Consider the following 20024-nt stretch of genomic DNA (forward strand, 5'->3'; position numbering starts at 1 on the left):
CACGGAGAATAAGATGAGCAGTTTAATTAAAGGCCCTGCAATATTTTTGGCCCAGTTTGTAAGTGATGAAGCGCCGTTTAACACCCTGCCCTCTATTGTTGAATGGGTGGCAGGTTTAGGCTACAAAGGGGTACAAATACCCACCTGGGATACTCGGTTGTTTAACCTAGAGGAAGCGGCCAGCAGTCAGAGCTATTGCGATGAAATTAAAGCCATTTGTACTTTACATGGGGTCACTATCACTGAGCTTTCTGTGCACTTACAAGGTCAGCTTGTTGCTGTTAATCCAGCGTATGACACTGCATTTGATGCATTTGCACCAGAACATGTGCATGGTAAACCAGCAGAGCGCCAAGCTTGGGCAGTGGATCAAGTGATTAAAGCTGCAAGTGCATCACAAAAACTTGGCTTGACGTGCATTGCAGCTTTTACTGGCTCTTTGGCCTTCCCCTATGTATATCCCTGGCCGCAGCGGCCTGCAGGATTGGTGGAAGAAGCATTTAGCGAACTAGCACGTCGGTGGAAGCCCATTTTGGATGTTTATGATGCGGCAGGTGTTGATGTGGCTTTTGAAATCCACCCTGGTGAAGATGTTTTTGATGGCACTACCTTTGATCGCTTTCTTGGCGCTTTGGATAATCACCCGCGTTGCAAGATTCTTTATGATCCCTCACACTTTTTATTGCAGCAGTTAGACTACCTCGCCTTTATCGATATTTATCACGAGCGAATTGGCGCCTTTCATGTCAAGGATGCCGAATTTAATCCAACCGGGCGACAAGGTGTTTACTCTGGCTACTCCGACTGGACAGATCGTGCGGCTCGTTTTCGATCCCTTGGCGATGGCCAAGTGGATTTTGTGAGTATCTTTTCCAAGCTTGCCCAGTATGGGTTTGAGGGCTGGGCTGTGCTGGAATGGGAATGTTGCTTGAAGCATCCTGAACAAGGTGCTGCAGAGGGAGCGCCGTTCATAGCAGATCATATTATTCGCCCTACAGATAAGGCTTTTGATGATTTTGCAGGTGGAGCCACAGACAAAGCAGCGCTGCGCAAAATGATGGGCTTCTAACATGACTCCTCTTAAGCTGGGTATGGTAGGTGGTGGCCAAGGCGCATTTATTGGTGGCGTTCATCGCATGGCCGCAAGGCTTGATGGGTGTTATCAACTTGTTGCAGGGTCGTTTGCATCAGATCCTTTGCGTGCCCATGCTTTTGCTGGCGAACTAGGTGTCGATAAAGATCGTTCCTATGATGATTACACGCAAATGGCGAAGATGGAGTCGGCTAGGCCAGATGGTATAGATGTCGTGTCTATTGTGACACCAAATCATCTGCATGGACCCATAGCCGAGGCCTTCTTAGCTGAAAATATTCATGTAATATGTGACAAACCCATGACAGCCACCTTGGCTCAGGCAAAAAGTTTAGTCGCAGCTGCTGCTGTGTCTAAGGCGTCTTTGTTTGTGACGCATAACTACACGGGTTATCCAATGATTCGTCAAGCCCAGCAGATGGTGACAGAGGGGGTGCTGGGTGACATTCAAATTGTCGAAGCGAATTACCTACAGGACTGGCTGAGTAAAGCCCCCAATCCTGACAATAAGCAGGCCGCATGGCGCAATGACCCCTACCAATCTGGCGGCGGTGCGATTGGTGATATTGGCACCCACGCATACAACCTTGTAGGCTTTGTTACAGGCCTTCGTACCCGCACATTAAACGCGACATTACACACGCATGTAAAAGGGCGCTTAGTTGATGATGACGCCCGCATTAATTTGCACTTTGATGGGGGTGCCCGTGGGCATATTTGGGTGAGCCAAGTGGCTATTGGAAACGCAAATAATCTAACATTGGCTATTTATGGCACTAAAGGATCGATCAGATGGTCACAAGAAGACCCTAACAAGCTTTGGTACACTAAATTGGGTGAGCCACCAGTCATGTACACTCGTGGTGGTGGCTTCGCATACGCGGCGGCTGCAACAGTGACGCGTATTCCAGCGGGCCACCCAGAAGGCTACTTGGAGGCTTTTGCGACGCTTTACAAAGAGGTGGCGCAAGTGATCATTGCCAGCGAAACCACCCATCCAAATACAGTGATTGGTATCGAGCAAGGGTTTGATGGCGTGCGCTTTGTTGATGCTTGTCAAAGATCATCAAAAGCAGGCGCAGCCTGGGTTGAGCTATAGTCTGTTGTTTGATTAATGAATGTTAGCACTACCTCAGCTAACCACTGAGCAATACAAAGGATATTAATATGGCAGCACATATTGGGCTTATTGGCCTTGCCGTTATGGGTGAGAACTTAGTATTAAATATGGCGAGTAAAGGGTTTACAGTGGCCGTATTTAATCGAACGATGGGAAAAGTAGGCCGATTTATATCAGGTCGAGGTGCAGATAAAAATATCATTGGATGCCACAGCATTGAACAACTTTGTGAAAGTCTAGCCCGTCCGCGCAAAATAATGATGTTGATAAAGGCCGGTGAAGCTGTGGATGACGTCATTGAGCATCTGGTTCCGCTGCTTGATAAGGGTGATATTATTATTGATGGAGGCAACAGCCGTTATCCTGATACTGTTCGTCGCTGCAGTTATGTTGAAAGCAATGGTCTTTACTATATTGGTGTTGGCGTCTCTGGTGGTGAAGAAGGTGCACTTTTGGGGCCCTCTATCATGCCTGGGGGTTCAGAAGCCGCATGGCCTTTGGTAAAACCGATCTTTCAAAGGATTGCTGCCAAGACAGATAAGGGCGAAGCTTGCTGCGAATGGGTTGGCAACGATGGTGCTGGGCACTTTGTGAAAATGGTTCACAACGGCATCGAATATGGCGACATGCAGATGATCTGTGAATCCTACCAAATTATGAGGGATGGACTTGGGTTATCCAATGAAGCCATGCACCATGTATTTAAGCAGTGGAATAAAGGGGTGCTTGACTCTTATTTGATTGAAATCACCGCTAATATTCTAGGTTATAAAGACAGCAATGGTGAAGCCGTCATCGATAACATTCTTGACGCTGCAGGACAAAAGGGAACTGGCAAATGGACTGCTGTGACGGCCCTAGACTTTGGTCAACCGGCAACCTTGACTGGTGAAGCTGTATTTGCGCGCTGCTTATCTGCATTGAAAAACGAACGCATAGAAGCAGCCAAACAACTCAGTGGCCCAGAACTGAGTTATGAGGGAGACACAACGGCATTTATTGATGATTTACAGCAGGCATTATATGCTTCAAAAATTGTTTCCTATGCACAAGGTTACCAACTTTTGCGAGCCTCAGCCATTGAGTATGGATGGCATTTAAATTATGGTCAGATAGCTCAGATGTGGCGTGGTGGCTGTATCATTCGATCTGTATTTCTTGATGATATTAAGCTCGCCTTCGATACTAATCCGGAGCTAGTCAATCTAATGCTAGACACCTTTTTTAAGGGAGCTATAGAGACTGCACAAGCTGCTTGGCGCCGGGTTATTATTCAGTCAGTTAAGCTTGGCGTTCCAATGCCAGCCATGGCGGCGGCATTAGCCTATTACGATGGTTACCGTACTGAGCGTTTACCCGCTAATCTACTGCAGGCCCAGCGTGATTATTTTGGTGCTCATACTTATGAGAGGCTTGATAAACCAAGAGGTGAATTTTTCCATACTAATTGGACTGGTAGGGGAGGCACAACTTCTGCGTCTACCTATCTTGCTTAATTAGGTTTAAGCCACAGTGTCAATTAACGTCTTGGCTGAGGAGGAATTGGGCAGAAATATTTGACTGAGCACTAATTCCTTCTAGGAACTGGCGATAGTTTAAACGCACATCATCAATAACTGCTTTAATTCCCATCGCCTCTAACTTAGAAGCATTGTTGTCGTACTCCCAGTTCCCTACGAAGCCATTACACCCCCGAGAACTATGCTCATACTCCTCGACATCTCCCCAATCGCCTCTTGTAAATGAAACACGTGGTGCTAGGAATTTATATTCTGGGTAATATTGAACACATAAGTTGGTCGATATATCCTGGTTGCCATACTGCAGGTGTATTCTCGCTTTGAGCCACGGACTGTTATGTTGTCGGTCAACTTCTATATCTTTAAAGCCCATAATTAAAGCACCCGATGTGGTTAAACTAATCGGAATTTCAAATGCTTTAAACGCATCTATACCTTCAAACTCTATCGATGGTAGCTTTGATAACGCTTTAGAGAAATTATTGGAGTGGGCTGTGTCTTTAGCAACTGCTTGCTTTCTTGCATAATCAAGGTCGATCAGGATTTTCTTTTGACTACCATCTTCAAAATATTGCGTCGATTCACTAGGACTTAATATTTCAAATTTGAATTCCCCATTGTTAATCAAAGTTGCCCCATTAGTTTTACGTGACCCAGAAGACAAATAAATGTCACTGTCACCATCTTGGTCAAAATCTCTGAACATAATGTTCTCTATAAAATCATTCCACTCATTCCCTTCTCCAATCGGTTTAAAATCAGATGGAGCCTCGACTAAAGGAAATATGCCGTGATCTTTAAACTGCTTGTTGCCTAAGTTTTCAATAATTTGTATTGCAGTGCCCACATATAAAACGCCCGCTCTACTATAAACAATATCTAGATCACCATCATTATCTAGGTCTGATCCTGAAACTTCAGGAATGGTTCCCCATTTCTTTTTGTGTTGTGGGAGTGCGGTTTTTTGAGAAAAGTACCCTTTGCCGTTATTCCAAACAATGCCAGTAAATGCTTGGTTTCCTCCATATTCGTGAGCGCCAACCAGTGCGTCTAAATCGCCATCACCATCCATATCTGCAAGTTCTAACCCAAAAGCGTTACTGCCACCACACTTACGTTTTTTTAAAAAGCCACTGCCATCATTCATCAAGCACCAAAAAGAGGTGCCATTCTTTTGGTGATGCAGTTCAGTTATAACAATATCCATATCACCGTCATTATCAATGTCACCAGTAGCACCGCCGTGATCAAAAACCCTAAAGTTAGAGTGGCTTAAATGTGTGTCGGATGACTCTATCCAAGTGCCATTAGGTTGACTTAGAAAGTAACTATCCCTAACACCCTTGTGGGTGCCAATTCCGTGATCGGCGACATAAAAGTCCAAGGTGTCATCGCTATTGAAGTCGGCAACCAGTAATTGTCGACCTAACGACATACCACTGTCTTCTCGCTCGTCAATTAACAGTTGAGGTGAGTAAGTCAATTGTCCGTTTTTATCCCCCAGATACAATGATGGTAGTGGTTTGAATCCTGAGCAAGCCTTTGTCCCACAGATATCCCCCGTATCTTCTGATCCAGAAACAGAATTTTCTGCGTTCATAGTGCCTATGTAGAGCACATCGGAAATTCCATCATTGTTATAATCTGCGACTTTCCACATTTTCCCAAACCAGTACAATTGATTCGTTGGTTTCGGCGCCATTGGCGGTTTGAAGAAGTCAATATTGGGGTCATTTTCAATATCAATGCCAGCAAGTGCCTTGGCTACTTTTGCTGAGGAAGCACTGATGCTATTTTTGTTTGAACCACCGCAGCTTAGCCCTCGGCTTGCTGACTCGGTTTGATATTCAATATTATCAGGAGTCGCTTTCGCCAGACGGCAAATAGTCTTATCAGACCAAGATGAAAAGTGGTCATTTGCTAATGAATGTATAGGCGTCAACAAGACACATAAAGCGATCAAATTTCTAAGGTGTCTGTTCTTTGATGGTTTGATCAGTGTTTGAAGAGAAAGAAATAGCATTGTGAGGGCTCCTTGTTGTCATAACTATCACTATTAATAACATCAGGCGCAGCTTGGGTTGCGCTATAGTCCGTCTGTGTCGATCAAGGCGTGCTTTAGTGGGCCCAACACATGCAAGAAAAGCAGAGGTATCCACAAGTGTGAAAATAACTCATGCATCAGTTGTAACGCTTTTTTTAAGCTTACCAGAGTTATTCAATTACTTAAATCACGAAAGTCTTTGACAAAGTCTTTTAATTTTTTAACCAGCTTACTGCGCTGTTGGGTTGTTAATGTTTGGTTTAAATCAAATATTAACTGTAGTACTAAGCGTCTGTTTTTATCAATAATCTGGCGATAGTTAGCTGACCTGAGCTGGTCGGGATTGGCGAATAATACTATCAGATGTTTTTTCAACTTCTTTTTATTTTGGCGATCAGCCATTGCTGACTGCATTGTAGTTCGCCATTGAATGGCCTGAATTAATGAAAGCTCTTTAGTGGGGCTCATGCTGCCTGCCCATCGCGTAATTAAGATATTTTGCTCGTTATTTAACTTACCAATGACGCCAACGATCTTCTTCTCAACATAGCGCTCACGCTCTTCTATAGTTCGTATGTTAGTGCCATTTTCAATATCCGTGGCATCATCAACTTCTTTTTCAATTAACATCTCAAAAAAACTATTCACTTGTTGGTCATTCAGGTCTGAAATGATGTTGACGGCAGCAGGTAAGGTTTTAATGACAATTCTCTGCCAGCTACTTTTGAGATTTTTATATACAAATTCTAACTCTTCAACATTCATTCCACTCTCTAGTCCAATAGAGAGTTCTTCTAACTGGTCGGCGTACTGAGGTAACTCATCACGGCGATGCCAGTTAATTAATTGGGAAATCTCATCTTTGACTAGTAAGCGCTGGTCTTGATTAAATTTAACATACTCTTTTAATTCCCAGTACAAACCCCAGTCTAGAAAATTGTAAGCAAGTTTAGTGGTGCATCCGCTAGCAGACACGCTAATCACAAGTACGGCAAACACAGCACGCAAAGCCTTGTAATTTAACTTTAGTATTTCCATTGCTCCAACTGCCTGGTTAGTTGTCAATAACTCAAATTACACCCGTGTTGAGGAGTTTACTTAAAGCAAACAAAGTGGTCAAAGAAATAGATCGGTGTTACAGGTGCGATGTTTGATGGTAATGTTGAATGAAGGAATTATTAAGGTTTGCAGTAGTTTTTACATTATAGTTGCTTTAAGAAGGTGGATATTTCTTAGACACAGAGCTAGGTTTTTTGAAACAATAGGTTGATCTAGTAAATGGTGCCCGGAGACGGCAGTCTTACAGTTCCTTTCCTATGAGTGGCGCTAAGACGCTTAATAAATGCGCTTCACGACGTTACTATGGGGCCTGTAGCGACGTCAAGCTTGCGCTTAGGTGCTGAGTGTTCCATAACAGCACCATGCGGTCACCCCTGGGTAGTGCGTTGTGGCTGCTACTCTTTTGGATCTATCGGTTTTGGTGGGAGTTCTTGAAGATAATCGCCACTTACCTAATAATATATACTACAGATGATTAAGGCCGCAGCAGTTCTGCTGTCCAAGCCGAATGAAAATTATAGCCATCACTATCACCTTTGAAATAACACACAAAGGGGTGGTGGTCTTTTAGGGCAAGCTCAGCTTTGCCTTTTTTGCTTTTTAAAATGACTTTGATGCCTGTAATATTAGTTTTGCAATTGGCCTGTTTACCGTTGCCACTCACTTGAGATGGGCGTACGAAGCCATAGTAATTGGCGCACAGTTCGTTTTTGCCTAGCTTAGTTTGGGATACGTCATATCTAGGCTCATAAGTATAAAGCCCAGTGCCCTGCTGCCAAGTGGATGGGTAGGCAATGCCTGGGTAGCCTTCTAAAACCCCATCTAATCCTTTTAAAAACAGACTTTTAGTGCAGCTTAAGGCTAACTTCTGGTCTATGGCATCAGTGGCTAAGGCAGTCAATGGCATGCTCAACACTATTACCAAGGTCATCAGTTTAATCATGCTTTAATGCTTCCATAAAAAGGGGCTGAGGTTGTCTGCAGTGCTTGTGGTGAGCCGCTTGCAATACTGTCACTGGTTGATTAAAACTATTTTACCATTATGTGTCTGCTTTTGGGCCTTTTAGGCTGAATGGATTTAATTTTACATCATTGATTTATATTGAATATTTAGCAGTATCAAGGCCCCATCGTAAATTTTTACATAGTTTTTTTTACTTTTGAATTTCACTTTTTTAAAGGTGCTCATGACTATCTGCAGCGTCTTGGCGCAGCCAAGACAAGCTTCTTAGAATCGATAACTGATACCTAATTTAACTACTGGATAAAAGAGCTTTCTATCAAGGTCATTATTTATCGTACTCATCTCCGCCGCTACATCCGATTGTAATGCTGAACATTGGGAACTGCTCAATCCACTGCCACATTCCACAGCTAAGTCTACACTACCTGTTCCAACATCAATTAGGCCTGCTTCAAAAGAAAAAGCGACCCCGGATGAACCCTTGTTCCGGTTTGACCAACCAAGACCTAGATAAGGTGCCATTGAATTACTGAAGCCAGCATTACCTGTAAATTTGGCCACATTAGCGTAAGCATAAGATGTTCCATTAAAGTTAAAAGCCGAAATTGACGGATTACCCTTTAGTTCAAAGTTAAAATTTTGACTTATTAAACCTCCAGTCAGATAAAATGTATTTGAAAAGGGATGAATATCAACGAACAGCGATTTTATATCTGGATTAAATGTTATGTCATAACGGTTGTTCTCTAATGTTAATTTTCGATCAACCTTTCCATTAATATTCATTTCACCACGCACTGAAACATAATTATTGAGTGGTGTAGATATTTCTATATTTGTACCAGTTAGACCTATCGTGACGCCTACATTAGCCTGTTGCGCGTTTTTAATCTCATCTGAGAAGGCTGAGTTTGTAAATAGCACTGAAGCTGCAAGTGCAATGGATTTTAGTGCGCGTTTCATATTGGACATTCCTTGTTTTATGCTAGAAACTATTTTTATACCAGCTAGTATTTTAGTTTTTTCAGATAGATATAGCAACTGGCTATAACAACAGGCAAAGTCATGCAGAGAGTAGAAATTAGAAAAAAGAAAGTCAATCAAACCTTCACGCAAGTCAGAGTTATAGAAGCAAAACCACTCTACTGTATGTTTGAAAAGTTACAAAGTTTATAGCAGAACCAATCCCATCAAGATTGAGATAAAACCAACCGTTAACGAATCTACAGATCCTCAAACTTAAGGACTTGGTATTTAACACTGTTGATGAGCTAAAGCGGGCTGACATACCGTGTTTGACAGTCCATGATTCTATTATTGTTCAGAAGAATCATCAGGGGCTTGTTAAGTTGCTTATGGGTTCCACTACATTTCCTGATCCAGACCTGTTTGAGTGGCTTACTTAGCGTTCACCAGCACCGTAGTACAACTTAAAGTCGATATCTTCTTATTGATCGTCAGTGCCAGTGCTTTGCCGATACCATTCACCATTATCTAACTTGTAGCGACATAGCCAAAGTGGACTTTTAGGTCGCTTATACATGGAAAGTTTGTTGGGGAGTAGGTTGATGCTAGACACTATTTAGATCCAATATGTTGGAGTCAATTCAGTGTATTGGGAATGCCGGTGGGGGTCAGCGCGGTTGTTGAGTGTGCTACGAGTGAGTGAGCCAGTCATTCGTACAGATACATGATTAGTATTTAATAAAGTGGAGGAGTAGAGTTATATCGAGCCTGAGGAACACATGTCTAGTTAGGCTTTATATATTGGTCTTCAAATGACGAAGCCAGCAATTTTATAAGGAGAGTAAAATGTCTATCTATAATCCATTAATACACGCTATCAATGCAAAAGATATCGATAAAGTCATGGGGCTATACGCCGATGACTATGCGTTGGTCCGTCACCAAACCAATAGCACGATGAGTAAAGCGGATATGCGTGCTCAATTTAAATACATGATGGCAAGTGATAAGTTTAAAATATCGGCATCAAAGATGCTTATATGAAAACGAGGAAGTATTAGTAACTCACCAGTTTATTGATTTCCCAGATGGCCGTCGTGAAACACTTCTGATGATGCACTCTCTTAGAAATGGAAAAATTGTTCGAATTGAAACAGGTGCAACACCACTTTCAGTTTAATGAGCGTGGGCGGCTATACAACTTTGTGTACGAAAGGACAGATGTTGGTTATTGAAGACTGGTTGTAGTATCGTCATTATGTTGCGACCGCTTTTTTTCATATAAAAGATGTATAAACGGATAGGTTTAAAAATGCTAAATTGTATTTTTAAGTTCCATATTTTGATAATAACATGTCATACGCCCCCAGTTTAATAGACACTCCAGTTGGTTAGAACTTAACGCAATCGGAGGCCAACAGAAGTTAGCACTTACAATTGAAATTATTGTAACGCGGGTACTAATAAAATTATGATTTATTGGAGAAAAGAATATGGCGCATATATTAATTACAGCTAATATATATAATGGTATTACAAGTTGGGAAACAACAGATGTTGCCCCAACTACTGCCAGATTGTCTGGAGGATTACTATGTCTCAATTAAGTCCAGATTTACAGAGTAAACTCTCTCATATCAAGTCGGCAAAAACAGACATCAGTGCCGACACTCGTGTTATTGAAGATGCCGTTAAGGATATTATTAGGTCTGTTTGTGACAGTGGTGATAAAGCGTTGCAGCATTATTCAAAATTATTTGACAAGGTAGACGTCGAAAGCTTTGAAATAACCTTGGCTTCGCGTGAAGCGGCGGTTCTCAACCTAGATCCACAGACTCGTAAAGACTCAGAGTTTGCGATTGAACAGGTTAGAAACTTTGCACAGGCTCAACGTGACACTATTCTTCCGCTGGAGATTGAGACTTTACCTGGTGTGCACTTAGGGCACCGAGTTATCCCTATCGAACGCATTGGTGCCTATGTGCCTGGTGGACGTTACCCTATCTTGGCGGCACCTCTTATGACTATCATTCCAGCTAAAGTGGCAGGTTGTGATGAAGTTATTGTCTGTTTACCACCTACAGCACACGAATCGATGATCGCAGTGTGCCACCTATGTGGGGCAGATCGAATTTTTCGTGTTGGTGGTGCCCAAGCCATTGCAGCCATGGCTTATGGCACCGAGAGTATACCGTCGGTTGACAAAATTGTTGGCCCTGGTAATGCCTATGTGAATGAGGCAAAACGGCAAGTCTTCGGTCCAGTCGGTATTGATGCACTGGCTGGGCCCAGCGAAATATTCATTGTCGCCGACGAAACTGGGAATGCCGAAATGATTGCTACTGATCTTCTTGCTCAAGCTGAGCATGATGTAAGGACACGCGTTGGCCTTATTACGACAGACCGTGCATTGGCGCAGGCTACTCTAATAGAAGTAGAACGGCAGCTTGAGAGTTTGTCAACGGCTGATGTTGCAGGGCCAGCATGGCATGATTATGGTGAGATTACGTTTTGTGACAGTGAAGAAGCTATGATCGCCTATTCTGACTATATTGCGGCTGAGCACCTCCAGGTTCATACGGCAGACCCACATGCTACAGCTGCAAAATTGAGGAACTTCGGATCACTATTCATTGGTGAGTTAGCAAGCGTTGTATACTCAGACAAAGGTTGTTGTGGAACCAACCATACTCTGCCAACTATGAGCTCTAGTCGCTATACAGGAGGTCTGTGGGTCGGTGCTTATCTGAAAATATGCACACATCAATGGCTTGATAAGGAAGCCGTTGAGATTGTTGCACCGTCAGCAGTTCGACAAAGCGCGAGCGAAGGTATGGAAGGTCACCGCAGAGCTGCAGCTTTGCGTTTAAACGATGTAGAGAAATAATGACCACACAACTTCAGCTTTATTGAGCCTTAGTGTAATTACTAGTTGATTTAGTGAAGTGCAAAAAATAGTAGCTCCTGGGGATAGCCTTTTGGTGGCCACGTCATAATCACCCCTGCTTGTCTAGGCATGTATGTTGACAGAGATGGCCATCCCCGTCTAATAATTGCACCTTCAAGGGGTCCACACCTATGGCGCCTTAGATGCGCTGGTAGAAGTCATGCATTCAAGCCAGAGCGATTCAGCTTGGATGGCAGCTGCTACTGCGATACTTGATTGGGTGTATGGCAAACCGTCAATAACTCAAATCGATGACTCAGTTGCACATGAAATTAAGGCGTTTGAGGTTGTGGCTGATTGTTAGGTGTATTATGAAAAAAATGGTCTGAAGTAGGCCATGGGTAGACCGCGAGTTATTTAGTTTTTTCTAATTTGGCTGGAAGCCTTGTGTAATGGTGCCCGGAGACAGCCTCGATTCCTTAAGAAGGTCTCAAAACCTTCAAATACATGCACTTACAACGATATCAGTGCCTCTCCCGCTGGTCAAGAGGATCTCACCGGTCTACAGTTTGGTCTACAGTTATAACAAAGCCATACATTGCAGCCTCTAATGGTTGTAATGTATGGCTTCATTTTTGTATTGATAATCCCAATACCCATAGCCCCTCACACCACCCAACTCCTGTGATAACTGCATGACTTCACACACGGTAAAGCACACTAACCGTCAACACGTTCAGCAGGTTCTATTGAGTAGCGCAAAAGCTGTCTAAGCGTAATGTATGGCATAACTGACAGACTAGATATGGGCCTCAGGAGGCTCAATAGATCCTGAGGGAGGGGTTTATAGCTGCAGCATGTAACTTATTGATATTCCTAGACTTAATGATGGACCCCTTGACCCCAACATTAGCTCTTACACCTTGATTTATATCCCTAATGCTCTTGCTTTGGTTAGTATTATAGCGTCCCTCAGGAGGCTTGTATGGAGCCTCAGGGGTAGTTCTGATGGTGGTTGTTTCGTGTCTAACTAGGGGGTCTAGAAGCTATTAAGGTACCCCTAGTATGTGAGTGTCTTTGTGGTGTTGTTGAGGGGGGAGCGCTATAAGTCATCCCCTATAGAACTACTTGAGGATAACTGTAGATCCAGAGAAGTCTTCTGCTGGTGGGGGATGAGGGTAGACCAATAAGGGTAGGAGCATATAGGCCCTTAAGGGTCCACTGGGTATATGGAAGATAAGACATAAGAAGATGGTTGTATAGTAACCTTCCCGTGTTCTCAGTGGAGCCTTAAAGGAGACATCTAAAGCAGCCTACTTAAAGGAACCTACCTTAAGGAACTCTATAGGGTTCCTATAGTATCCCTAAGGTATTAACTTATATGTGTATTGATAAAGTAGTCTGTAGGTAGACCTTAAGGGGTTAACAGCAGCAGATACTATAAGCCTACATCAATAGGATCTTCCCCATGTCTTTAATGGAGCCTTAAGCTTCTAGGAACCTAACTTAAGAAGTCCTGAGGAGTCTGTGGGGAGACCTTAAGGGATAACAGCTACAGATACCTTAACGCACTATCTTGAAGTGTGTATTGCCCCTTAAAGGTAATAACAATATTAGCCTGCATCAATAGAATCCTCCCCCATGGTTCTAATGGGGCCTTAAGGGAGACATCTTCTACTACCTACTAAAATGCTGCTTTAGGGAGCCACTTAGAAATTATGAAGAGTCTGTGGGGAGGCGTTAAGGCATATAAGAATCAGATATTACTAATATATCAGAATTGTTCCTACAGTTTTTTCTGTAGTATTGCCCTTAAAGCGTCCACAGACTATGCAACTAAGTTAGGTGGGTATAACAATAAAGGATTCACATGAATGTATTGCCAAGGTTAATTTTATCGACTGCTTTACTCATCTCTTCTAACACTCAAGCTCAAGACACAAGCAGTTGGTCGGATAAGACCATTTGTCGACTGGCAAATAGTAGCGGTACCCAAGCGTATGTCGATGAAACGGTCAGGCGCAACTTAGACTGTGTAGCTTCAAGCTCTGGCACTAGCACTCCTTCCCTAACAGACCCATTAAACGAGCTGTCGTTACCCTCCGACTGGCAATTATCTATGTACCCTGCTGTTTTTGATCAAGAAAGGCGTCTGATTAGCGCAGCGACGATAGGTCAATCTACAGACCATTTCTGGCGACCCTTCGCCAAAGGTTGTTATGATGTGATGAGCAATTGGCAGAAGAGTTTAATGTGGTATGTCAAAAATCAGGAAGCTGCAGAACGTTCTTCCGCAGTAACGGCAGATGCTGCATCTTATAGATTGGTTCATGTAAATACTTGTTTAGATTACTATGCTCAGCTGCCTGGTATGCTGGGCGATACACCCGACGAGCTGCAGTCTTTGATTTTAGGCTGGTCTAAAGCAAACCCTTTTAAACTTCCCAGCACCAACGACCGTTATTACGATGGTAAGTTTTATGAAACGGTCTCTGTCCTATCTGTGCTGAGTGCATATTATGCGGTTTATTACGATGAATTTGACTACACAGCCAACGAACGACAGCAAGTAGACAGTTTTTTAAGTGACTGGATGCTAAAGCTAAAAGTCCGAACGCGACCAGAAGGTGGGCGCAAGGCATGTCATAAAGGCAATATCCAAACCCACGTTCGCTTAATACGTAATCATAAAATAGACGAAGACACTTGTGGTAGCTTGGTATGGAAGGAAATGGTAGGGCAGTTGTTGCTTGGCTTGCGATTAGGAAATGAAAAACTATTTAAAGCTGGCGTGGCCACTACCCAGTGGCAGCTTAACTTCTTTGATAAAACGGGGATTTTTATTTCGTGGGCCTCAAGAGGCGCAAGTTCAATGCAATACACTGGAGACTTGCCAACTTTTTTAGGCCTATTGACGGAAATCTTCGCCTCTATTGGTTATGACTTTATGCAACACAAAATACCCAACGGACTAACAATTAAGCAAGTCATGGATCGACAGGTCGATATTCATCAAGACCATATGGTGTTGGCTGACTATGCATTAGTGGGTGGGGCCTATAAAGGTGTTGATGCAGATGAGTTTAAAGAATGGGACTCGCTTACCGCTTTGCATCTTGCAGGTACTAATATGAAAACCATGGTGCGGGAGATGGCGCGTTATGTTGATCAGTATCGTCCTGATCTACAGCACTTAAGGGATCGTAGCTATCGACCCTCTGACATGAATGCTCAAAGTATTCAAATTTTAGCTAGTTTTCATGCAATTGAACCTTACAAAATGTACTTGGGTTCCACTGAAACACAGATGGTTCGTGAAGACCTCATACCGCCAAGACCAAAACGATTTGATTTTAAAACCAAGAAAAGCCTAATCGCAGCATTTAAGTCCTTAGTGCCTGAAGTTCATCACTACGACATTTTGTATGGCAACTCCAAAAGCATGATGGCTTCAGGCCATGATGGTCGCTACAAAGTGGAGTGGTTCTTCCTTAATAAAGATGGCACGACGCAGCTGCGAGCAACTGATATGTTGGAGATAGAAGGTGGGCGCATTACCTTCACCCCTAGCGGCGCTTCGATACCCACAATAGCGCAACGAAATGGGCTAAATTTCAAACTAAGTCTAGGACAACTAATCACGGCCAAAGGTCTTGTGAGTAGTGTGGAAGGAAGTAGCCCAGAGTCAATTAATATTCATGTTAACCTCAATAATTCAGCAGGTTACGGCGTGTCAGAGTCGGGGAAAATTGCTTACATTTGGCAGTTGACCAAGTTAGAGAATTAAGCTCGGACAGACAGTCGTCCCTAGGAGAGCCTGGGGGCCTTTAGCCTGCGGCTTCTGGTACAGAGTCTGTGGTTAATCCCTTAACTAGTTCTTGATTAGGGAATGCTGCTATATCTATAAGGAACCTAACACCTCAATATCTTGGTTCAACAAGAATACAATCATTGGCCATAACGCACGGTATATCCCTGCAAGTTAGTTCACCAACGATGCTACACCACAGGTTCCAGTTAACTGACGTAACCTGCCCGTCCAATCACCTATCTTAAAGTGTGACTCTTCATTCGCTTGGGTTGTTAGCCAACCATTGATACAGCTGTCCAAAGAGTCTCCATCAACCCCGATTTCAATCTGCTCACTTAACTCAACACCAACAATCTCAAACCCAGTTTCATAATCATACTTGCGAACTATCCAACCTACGCAAGCACTGGCACTGTTGGTTACATCATCATATGGAAGCCAGTCATTCAGTACAGGAGGCTGCTCGATCTTGTCTCCTGTGTATTCCATCATGGCATTTGCGTTCCGCCAGTTACGCCAGTCCGTAGTATCTTCAGGATTAATTAGTCTAAAGGGTGTCGCTGCTGATTTAAATACAAAGCCTCTTGGTGACACTTCAGACACCGTTTTGTAGCCATCATTACATCGGTCACCGCTTGGGGTTCGGAGCCAAACTGTGTATTTATTCTTGTCTACCTTGCCCCTTTCTAAGAATACTATCGAGCTGAACGCCCCTGAACCACCACTACGTATCTCCACTTCCAAGAGTCTAAAATCTCGACCTGTAGACGCTGAACCGCTCTTCGCAGGGTAACTATAATGGATGCTTTGCCTATTTCCGTAGCTGGCACTAACATTGTTGTCATTCTGCTTAACAATAGATAAGTCGTAATCTGAGCATTCAAATGTATCTGAGTTGGCTTTATTCCAAGGCCCAAGGAACTCCAGACACTGTGGATGGATGAACAAGTCATTACCAGGTTGCACAGGGGTGGGGTCAATTTCAGTCTCAGTCTCTAGGGGAGGATCTATTGTCTTCTTACTTTGTGGAATGGACAGGAACAAAACCAATAGGAGGAACACCCCCATGCAACTAAAAAGTACTACCTTGATTAACTTAAAGAATATGTTGATATTTGCCTCTTAGGTATTGACTTTTCACCTGTTACAATTTTTAGCATATAGCAATAACTCGAGGAATAGTTATTGATTTATTATCCTTCATGAAATCTTCATGGTTGACCTGATTAGATTTGCTACACTGAGATTTACCACTTCAATAAAGCGCAAATATATTTTAGGGTTATCTTCAAATGCTGTGCCATTATGAACTTCAATTTACTCTATGAAACCCTTGCCAAGACAACTCAGCATATAAAAACTAAAGGCGCTAATTAATGAACCAGATAACGATTCTCCAAGCAGCCGAAGCTCCAACCAAGCGCCTGTCTAAAGTATTTATGCTGGATCCTGATAACAACATACAGTCAATTGGATATGACAAATGTAAACATTTTAAAATAAAGCTTCGTAAAGTTAGCAACATTAAAGACCTCAGTAATCTACTGCTGAAGCTCGAAAACAGGTCAGATTTGATGGTTATTCGCGGAGTCCCAAGGGACGATGTTGATCAATCAAAGGTAGTCTTTAGGCAAACCTATGATCCAAGAAAAGGCTTCACTAACCAGCCCCCTGAAGAAAAGCCATTTGAAGATAAACCAATCAGCTGGGTAATGATTGACGTGGATAAGCAACGTCTGCCAAGTGGAGTGGATCTTATTAAAGACACAGATATGGCTATTGGTCACATTGCGTCTCAACTCCCACTTGAGTTCCAAGGGGCTTCCTATTACTGGCAGTTGTCCAGTTCTGCAGGAATTTATAACACTGACCATATTTCAGTTCATTTATGGTTTTGGTTATCATCACCGCAGACTTCGATGGACCTCAGAGAATGGGCTAAAACCTTTAATTTAACCAAAGGCAAAAGCCTTATAGATACCGCATTATTTCAAGCGGTTCAACCTCACTATACATCAGCACCTGCTCTACATAGTGGGATCAGTGACCCTTTTACGAATCGTTCAGGGTTGGTCAAGTGTTCTAAGGCATCAGTTGATATAGATTTCAGCATACAAGCCCCGTCAATGACACAAGCCACTGCTAACCCTCCTGTTATCCAGGGAGGCCGTCGCTTACTTCACCATTCAACGACAACTGGCTTTGATAACATATTAGCAACAATGGGTGACAACAAAGAGGGTTTCTATACGCCAATATTAAGGGCAGTAGCTTCGTTTATGTCTACAAATGGCGGCCCAATGTCGAATGATGACAGTGCTGCGTTAAAACAAGTAATCCGTGAACAGGCATCAACTGCAGATAAGTCAGCCTCAAGGTTATCTGATGGGTCTTTGGCTAAATATTTGTCAGACAGTCATTTAGATAAAATGATTATAGATACAGCTTTTAAGCTGGACTTTGGCAGCACTTTGATGCCCCCACACTTCGATACCAAGCGCCTTTCACTGTCAGAAGCAGAGGCTAAACTACACGATACAATTGATCAGTTTACAAACAGTGTCTTCCATTTCAATCGGTCTGATAACCCTTATATTGAGACCCCTTCGATAGCGATAAAGGCCTCAGCTGGCTTGGGGAAGACGAGTAGTATTATTACCCGCTGCCTGGATAGTGGAGCTTTCTCTGGAAACATTGAGTTTTATGTTCCTTCACATGCTCTGTCTGCGGAGCTTGAGGTCGATCTAAAGGAGACCCTGGACATCGATTTAAGCGAATATGAAATAAATGACTTTAGCAGAGTTAAAGTTATTTCAGGGCGTTCACAGGTCACTAAGAATGGCATCCCTCTGTGCATGAAATCAACACAAGCTGATAAGGTTGGGAAACTTGGGCTAAGCGTCCAAAAGACCTTATGCAAAGACTCAGGTGGAAACACCTGTGAGTTTTACAATGAATGTTTTTACCAAAAGCAGTTTGTTGACGAAGCTCCTCCAGTATCCAAGAATCCAGCCATTGCAGCAGAGATCGAAGTGCAAGGGGGCTTAACTATGATTGAAGACTTTAGGCCTGCTGTGCGTGTTATGGCACACAATCACCTCTTTTTGCACACAAGAGATAACCTACCAACCCCAGAGTTAATTATCATAGATGAAAGTTTCTTTAGTGTCGGTATAGAACAAATAGATATAGAAATTCTTGAGCTTCTTATGTCAGAAGGAGACATCCCTAAAACTGTGCTGAATGCACTGCTGACTAAAAACCCTCTGTTTACCCATCTCAGATTATTGGGCGTTACACCTCTCAAACTAAGAGCTGAGGCAGATAAGTATGATCAAACTATAGCGCTGAGTATTAACCCTTCAACCTCCATCAGTGACCAAGATAAATCGATTAACCAAGCTGAATCCGGTAGTAAGCTAGGGTCAATGTTTAACACGTTAGCCGATGAAATGAGCTTATTTGATAGGGGCATTTGCCACAGCGTACGCTTAGCCGGTGAAGGTAAAGACGCATATATCAAGCTAAGCCGCCGCATGCCCTTGGCCATTCCGCGCGATGTCCCCGTGCTTTTTATTGATGCAGATATAAATAAGAACATTCTAGATCAGTTTAGAGGAGGTGTGCCTGTAGTTGATATCCCCGTAGAAAGGATTTGTACAGTTGTTCAAGTGACAGATAAAACGTTTAGCCTCAAGGATGTCACATCTGATTCAAGTCCAACCTTGTTTGATCAGACTGAAGACTTCGTTCAGAGAATAATTAAAACTGGCAGCACTCTGATTGTCACTAACAAGGCCGTTAGACTCAAATTAACCGGTGAAAGTACATCCGACATAAAAAAGATAGGCAATTATCAAGGTGCCAGTATTATTCATTTTGGAAACCTGAGAGGTCTAAATGAGTTCAAGGAGTTTGAAAATGTCATCATTATTGGCAGAAATGAACTACCTCAAGACGCAATAGAGCACACAGCAGGCGGCCTGTGGTGGGACTCAGAAGATGAGCTTGGGCTATCAGCACACAGTGAAGACGGGCTTAGTTATGAAAAGAGAGGGTATTCTGATCAACAGAACTCAGGAAAGTACTCTGGGACAAGGGTTCACCCAGATAAGCGCGTTCAAATGGTTCAAGAGCAGAAGCGTGAATGTGAAACTACTCAAGCAATCGACAGGCTTCGGTTGTTAAGGCCAAATAAGCAAGGGACTAGGCGTAAAGTGTTCGTATTATCAAGTGTGCCACTAGACCTAGTTGTAGATCACTTAGTCTCTTGGAAGAAGTTGCAGGATTTTACTGAATGCTGGAAAGCTGGCGGTGGCATAGTGCCACTCAATACGCAGCATCTTAAGAAAGTCTGTAGAGCAAATAAGAGTGATACGACTCTTGATACTTGGGTCGCATCCTTTAGGACTATGCTTCCAGTTATATCAATGATAATGGCCGATGATGAACCAATACTCTCTGATTATAGAGTATCTAAGGCAAAGTTATCTTCTGCTATTCACTCCAAAGACCTGGAAGACCTTGCTTTGACGATAAATAAACATTTGTAATTGAAGC

The 20024-nt window shown here is 43.0% G+C and carries 13 protein-coding genes; 8 read left to right on the forward strand and 5 right to left on the reverse strand.

Annotated features, from left to right (window positions below):
* The first annotated feature begins 13 nt into the window (after positions 1 to 13).
* The 3 genes from ABXT42_RS00705 to gnd all read left to right on the forward strand — a co-directional run bounded on the left by ABXT42_RS00705 (position 14) and on the right by gnd (position 3709).
* Positions 14 to 1069, forward strand: coding sequence for a sugar phosphate isomerase/epimerase family protein (locus tag ABXT42_RS00705; RefSeq protein WP_443628465.1), 1056 nt, complete (start codon positions 14 to 16; stop codon positions 1067 to 1069).
* A 1-nt stretch (position 1070) separates the two neighbouring features.
* Positions 1071 to 2192 (forward strand): Gfo/Idh/MocA family protein, encoded by a 1122-nt coding sequence (locus tag ABXT42_RS00710; RefSeq protein ID WP_443628466.1) that lies wholly within the window; start codon positions 1071 to 1073, stop codon positions 2190 to 2192.
* A 68-nt stretch (positions 2193 to 2260) separates the two neighbouring features.
* Positions 2261 to 3709 carry a decarboxylating NADP(+)-dependent phosphogluconate dehydrogenase gene (gene gnd / locus ABXT42_RS00715; RefSeq protein WP_443628467.1) on the forward strand — a complete coding sequence of 483 codons (1449 nt, stop codon included), beginning with the start codon at positions 2261 to 2263 and terminating at the stop codon, positions 3707 to 3709.
* Positions 3710 to 3728: 19 nt separating this feature from the next.
* Here the strand turns inward: gnd and ABXT42_RS00720 are convergent, their stop codons facing one another.
* The 4 genes from ABXT42_RS00720 to ABXT42_RS00735 all read right to left on the reverse strand — a co-directional run bounded on the left by ABXT42_RS00720 (position 3729) and on the right by ABXT42_RS00735 (position 8763).
* Positions 3729 to 5756 (reverse strand): FG-GAP repeat domain-containing protein, encoded by a 2028-nt coding sequence (locus ABXT42_RS00720; RefSeq protein ID WP_443628468.1) that lies wholly within the window; start codon positions 5754 to 5756, stop codon positions 3729 to 3731.
* A 195-nt stretch (positions 5757 to 5951) separates the two neighbouring features.
* Positions 5952 to 6815, reverse strand: coding sequence for a DUF6279 family lipoprotein (locus ABXT42_RS00725; protein ID WP_443628469.1), 864 nt, complete (start codon positions 6813 to 6815; stop codon positions 5952 to 5954).
* Between the two features lie 496 nt (positions 6816 to 7311).
* Complete coding sequence (locus ABXT42_RS00730) at positions 7312 to 7779, reverse strand: hypothetical protein (RefSeq protein WP_443628470.1); 468 nt, start codon at positions 7777 to 7779, stop codon at positions 7312 to 7314.
* A 285-nt stretch (positions 7780 to 8064) separates the two neighbouring features.
* Positions 8065 to 8763, reverse strand: a complete 699-nt coding sequence (locus ABXT42_RS00735; RefSeq protein ID WP_443628471.1) for a hypothetical protein — start codon at positions 8761 to 8763, stop codon at positions 8065 to 8067.
* Between the two features lie 849 nt (positions 8764 to 9612).
* On the opposite strand from ABXT42_RS00735, the gene ABXT42_RS00740 reads away from it, so the two are divergent.
* The 4 genes from ABXT42_RS00740 (at position 9613) to ABXT42_RS00755 (ending at position 15440) form a co-directional block, all read left to right on the forward strand.
* Positions 9613 to 9810, forward strand: a complete 198-nt coding sequence (locus ABXT42_RS00740) for a hypothetical protein (protein WP_443628472.1) — start codon at positions 9613 to 9615, stop codon at positions 9808 to 9810.
* Between the two features lie 550 nt (positions 9811 to 10360).
* On the forward strand, positions 10361 to 11653 hold the full coding sequence (gene hisD, locus ABXT42_RS00745; protein WP_443628473.1) for a histidinol dehydrogenase: 1293 nt from the start codon (positions 10361 to 10363) through the stop codon (positions 11651 to 11653).
* A 220-nt stretch (positions 11654 to 11873) separates the two neighbouring features.
* Positions 11874 to 12017 (forward strand): hypothetical protein, encoded by a 144-nt coding sequence (locus ABXT42_RS00750; protein WP_443628474.1) that lies wholly within the window; start codon positions 11874 to 11876, stop codon positions 12015 to 12017.
* Between the two features lie 1506 nt (positions 12018 to 13523).
* On the forward strand, positions 13524 to 15440 hold the full coding sequence (locus ABXT42_RS00755) for a hypothetical protein (RefSeq protein ID WP_443628475.1): 1917 nt from the start codon (positions 13524 to 13526) through the stop codon (positions 15438 to 15440).
* A gap of 195 nt (positions 15441 to 15635) precedes the next feature.
* Here the strand turns inward: ABXT42_RS00755 and ABXT42_RS00760 are convergent, their stop codons facing one another.
* Entirely contained in the window at positions 15636 to 16514 is an 879-nt protein-coding gene (locus ABXT42_RS00760) for a hypothetical protein (RefSeq protein WP_443628476.1), read from the reverse strand.
* Between the two features lie 326 nt (positions 16515 to 16840).
* On the opposite strand from ABXT42_RS00760, the gene ABXT42_RS00765 reads away from it, so the two are divergent.
* Entirely contained in the window at positions 16841 to 20017 is a 3177-nt protein-coding gene (locus ABXT42_RS00765; RefSeq protein ID WP_443628477.1) for a hypothetical protein, read from the forward strand.
* Positions 20018 to 20024: the final 7 nt, after the last annotated feature.

The organism is Candidatus Njordibacter sp. Uisw_002, assembly GCF_047730155.1.
Classification (GTDB): domain Bacteria; phylum Pseudomonadota; class Gammaproteobacteria; order Pseudomonadales; family Balneatricaceae; genus Njordibacter.

Excerpts from the sequence above, each read along its gene's own strand:
- ABXT42_RS00705 (WP_443628465.1), top strand. The coding sequence starts at position 14 with ATGAGCAGTTTAATTAAAGGCCCTGCAATATTTTTGGCCCAGTTTGTA.
- ABXT42_RS00710 (WP_443628466.1), top strand. The coding sequence starts at position 1,071 with ATGACTCCTCTTAAGCTGGGTATGGTAGGTGGTGGCCAAGGCGCATTT.
- gnd (WP_443628467.1), top strand. The coding sequence starts at position 2,261 with ATGGCAGCACATATTGGGCTTATTGGCCTTGCCGTTATGGGTGAGAAC.
- ABXT42_RS00720 (WP_443628468.1), bottom strand. The coding sequence starts at position 5,756 with ATGCTATTTCTTTCTCTTCAAACACTGATCAAACCATCAAAGAACAGA.
- ABXT42_RS00725 (WP_443628469.1), bottom strand. The coding sequence starts at position 6,815 with ATGGAAATACTAAAGTTAAATTACAAGGCTTTGCGTGCTGTGTTTGCC.
- ABXT42_RS00730 (WP_443628470.1), bottom strand. The coding sequence starts at position 7,779 with ATGATTAAACTGATGACCTTGGTAATAGTGTTGAGCATGCCATTGACT.
- ABXT42_RS00735 (WP_443628471.1), bottom strand. The coding sequence starts at position 8,763 with ATGAAACGCGCACTAAAATCCATTGCACTTGCAGCTTCAGTGCTATTT.
- ABXT42_RS00740 (WP_443628472.1), top strand. The coding sequence starts at position 9,613 with ATGTCTATCTATAATCCATTAATACACGCTATCAATGCAAAAGATATC.
- hisD (WP_443628473.1), top strand. The coding sequence starts at position 10,361 with ATGTCTCAATTAAGTCCAGATTTACAGAGTAAACTCTCTCATATCAAG.
- ABXT42_RS00750 (WP_443628474.1), top strand. The coding sequence starts at position 11,874 with ATGCATTCAAGCCAGAGCGATTCAGCTTGGATGGCAGCTGCTACTGCG.
- ABXT42_RS00755 (WP_443628475.1), top strand. The coding sequence starts at position 13,524 with ATGAATGTATTGCCAAGGTTAATTTTATCGACTGCTTTACTCATCTCT.
- ABXT42_RS00765 (WP_443628477.1), top strand. The coding sequence starts at position 16,841 with ATGAACCAGATAACGATTCTCCAAGCAGCCGAAGCTCCAACCAAGCGC.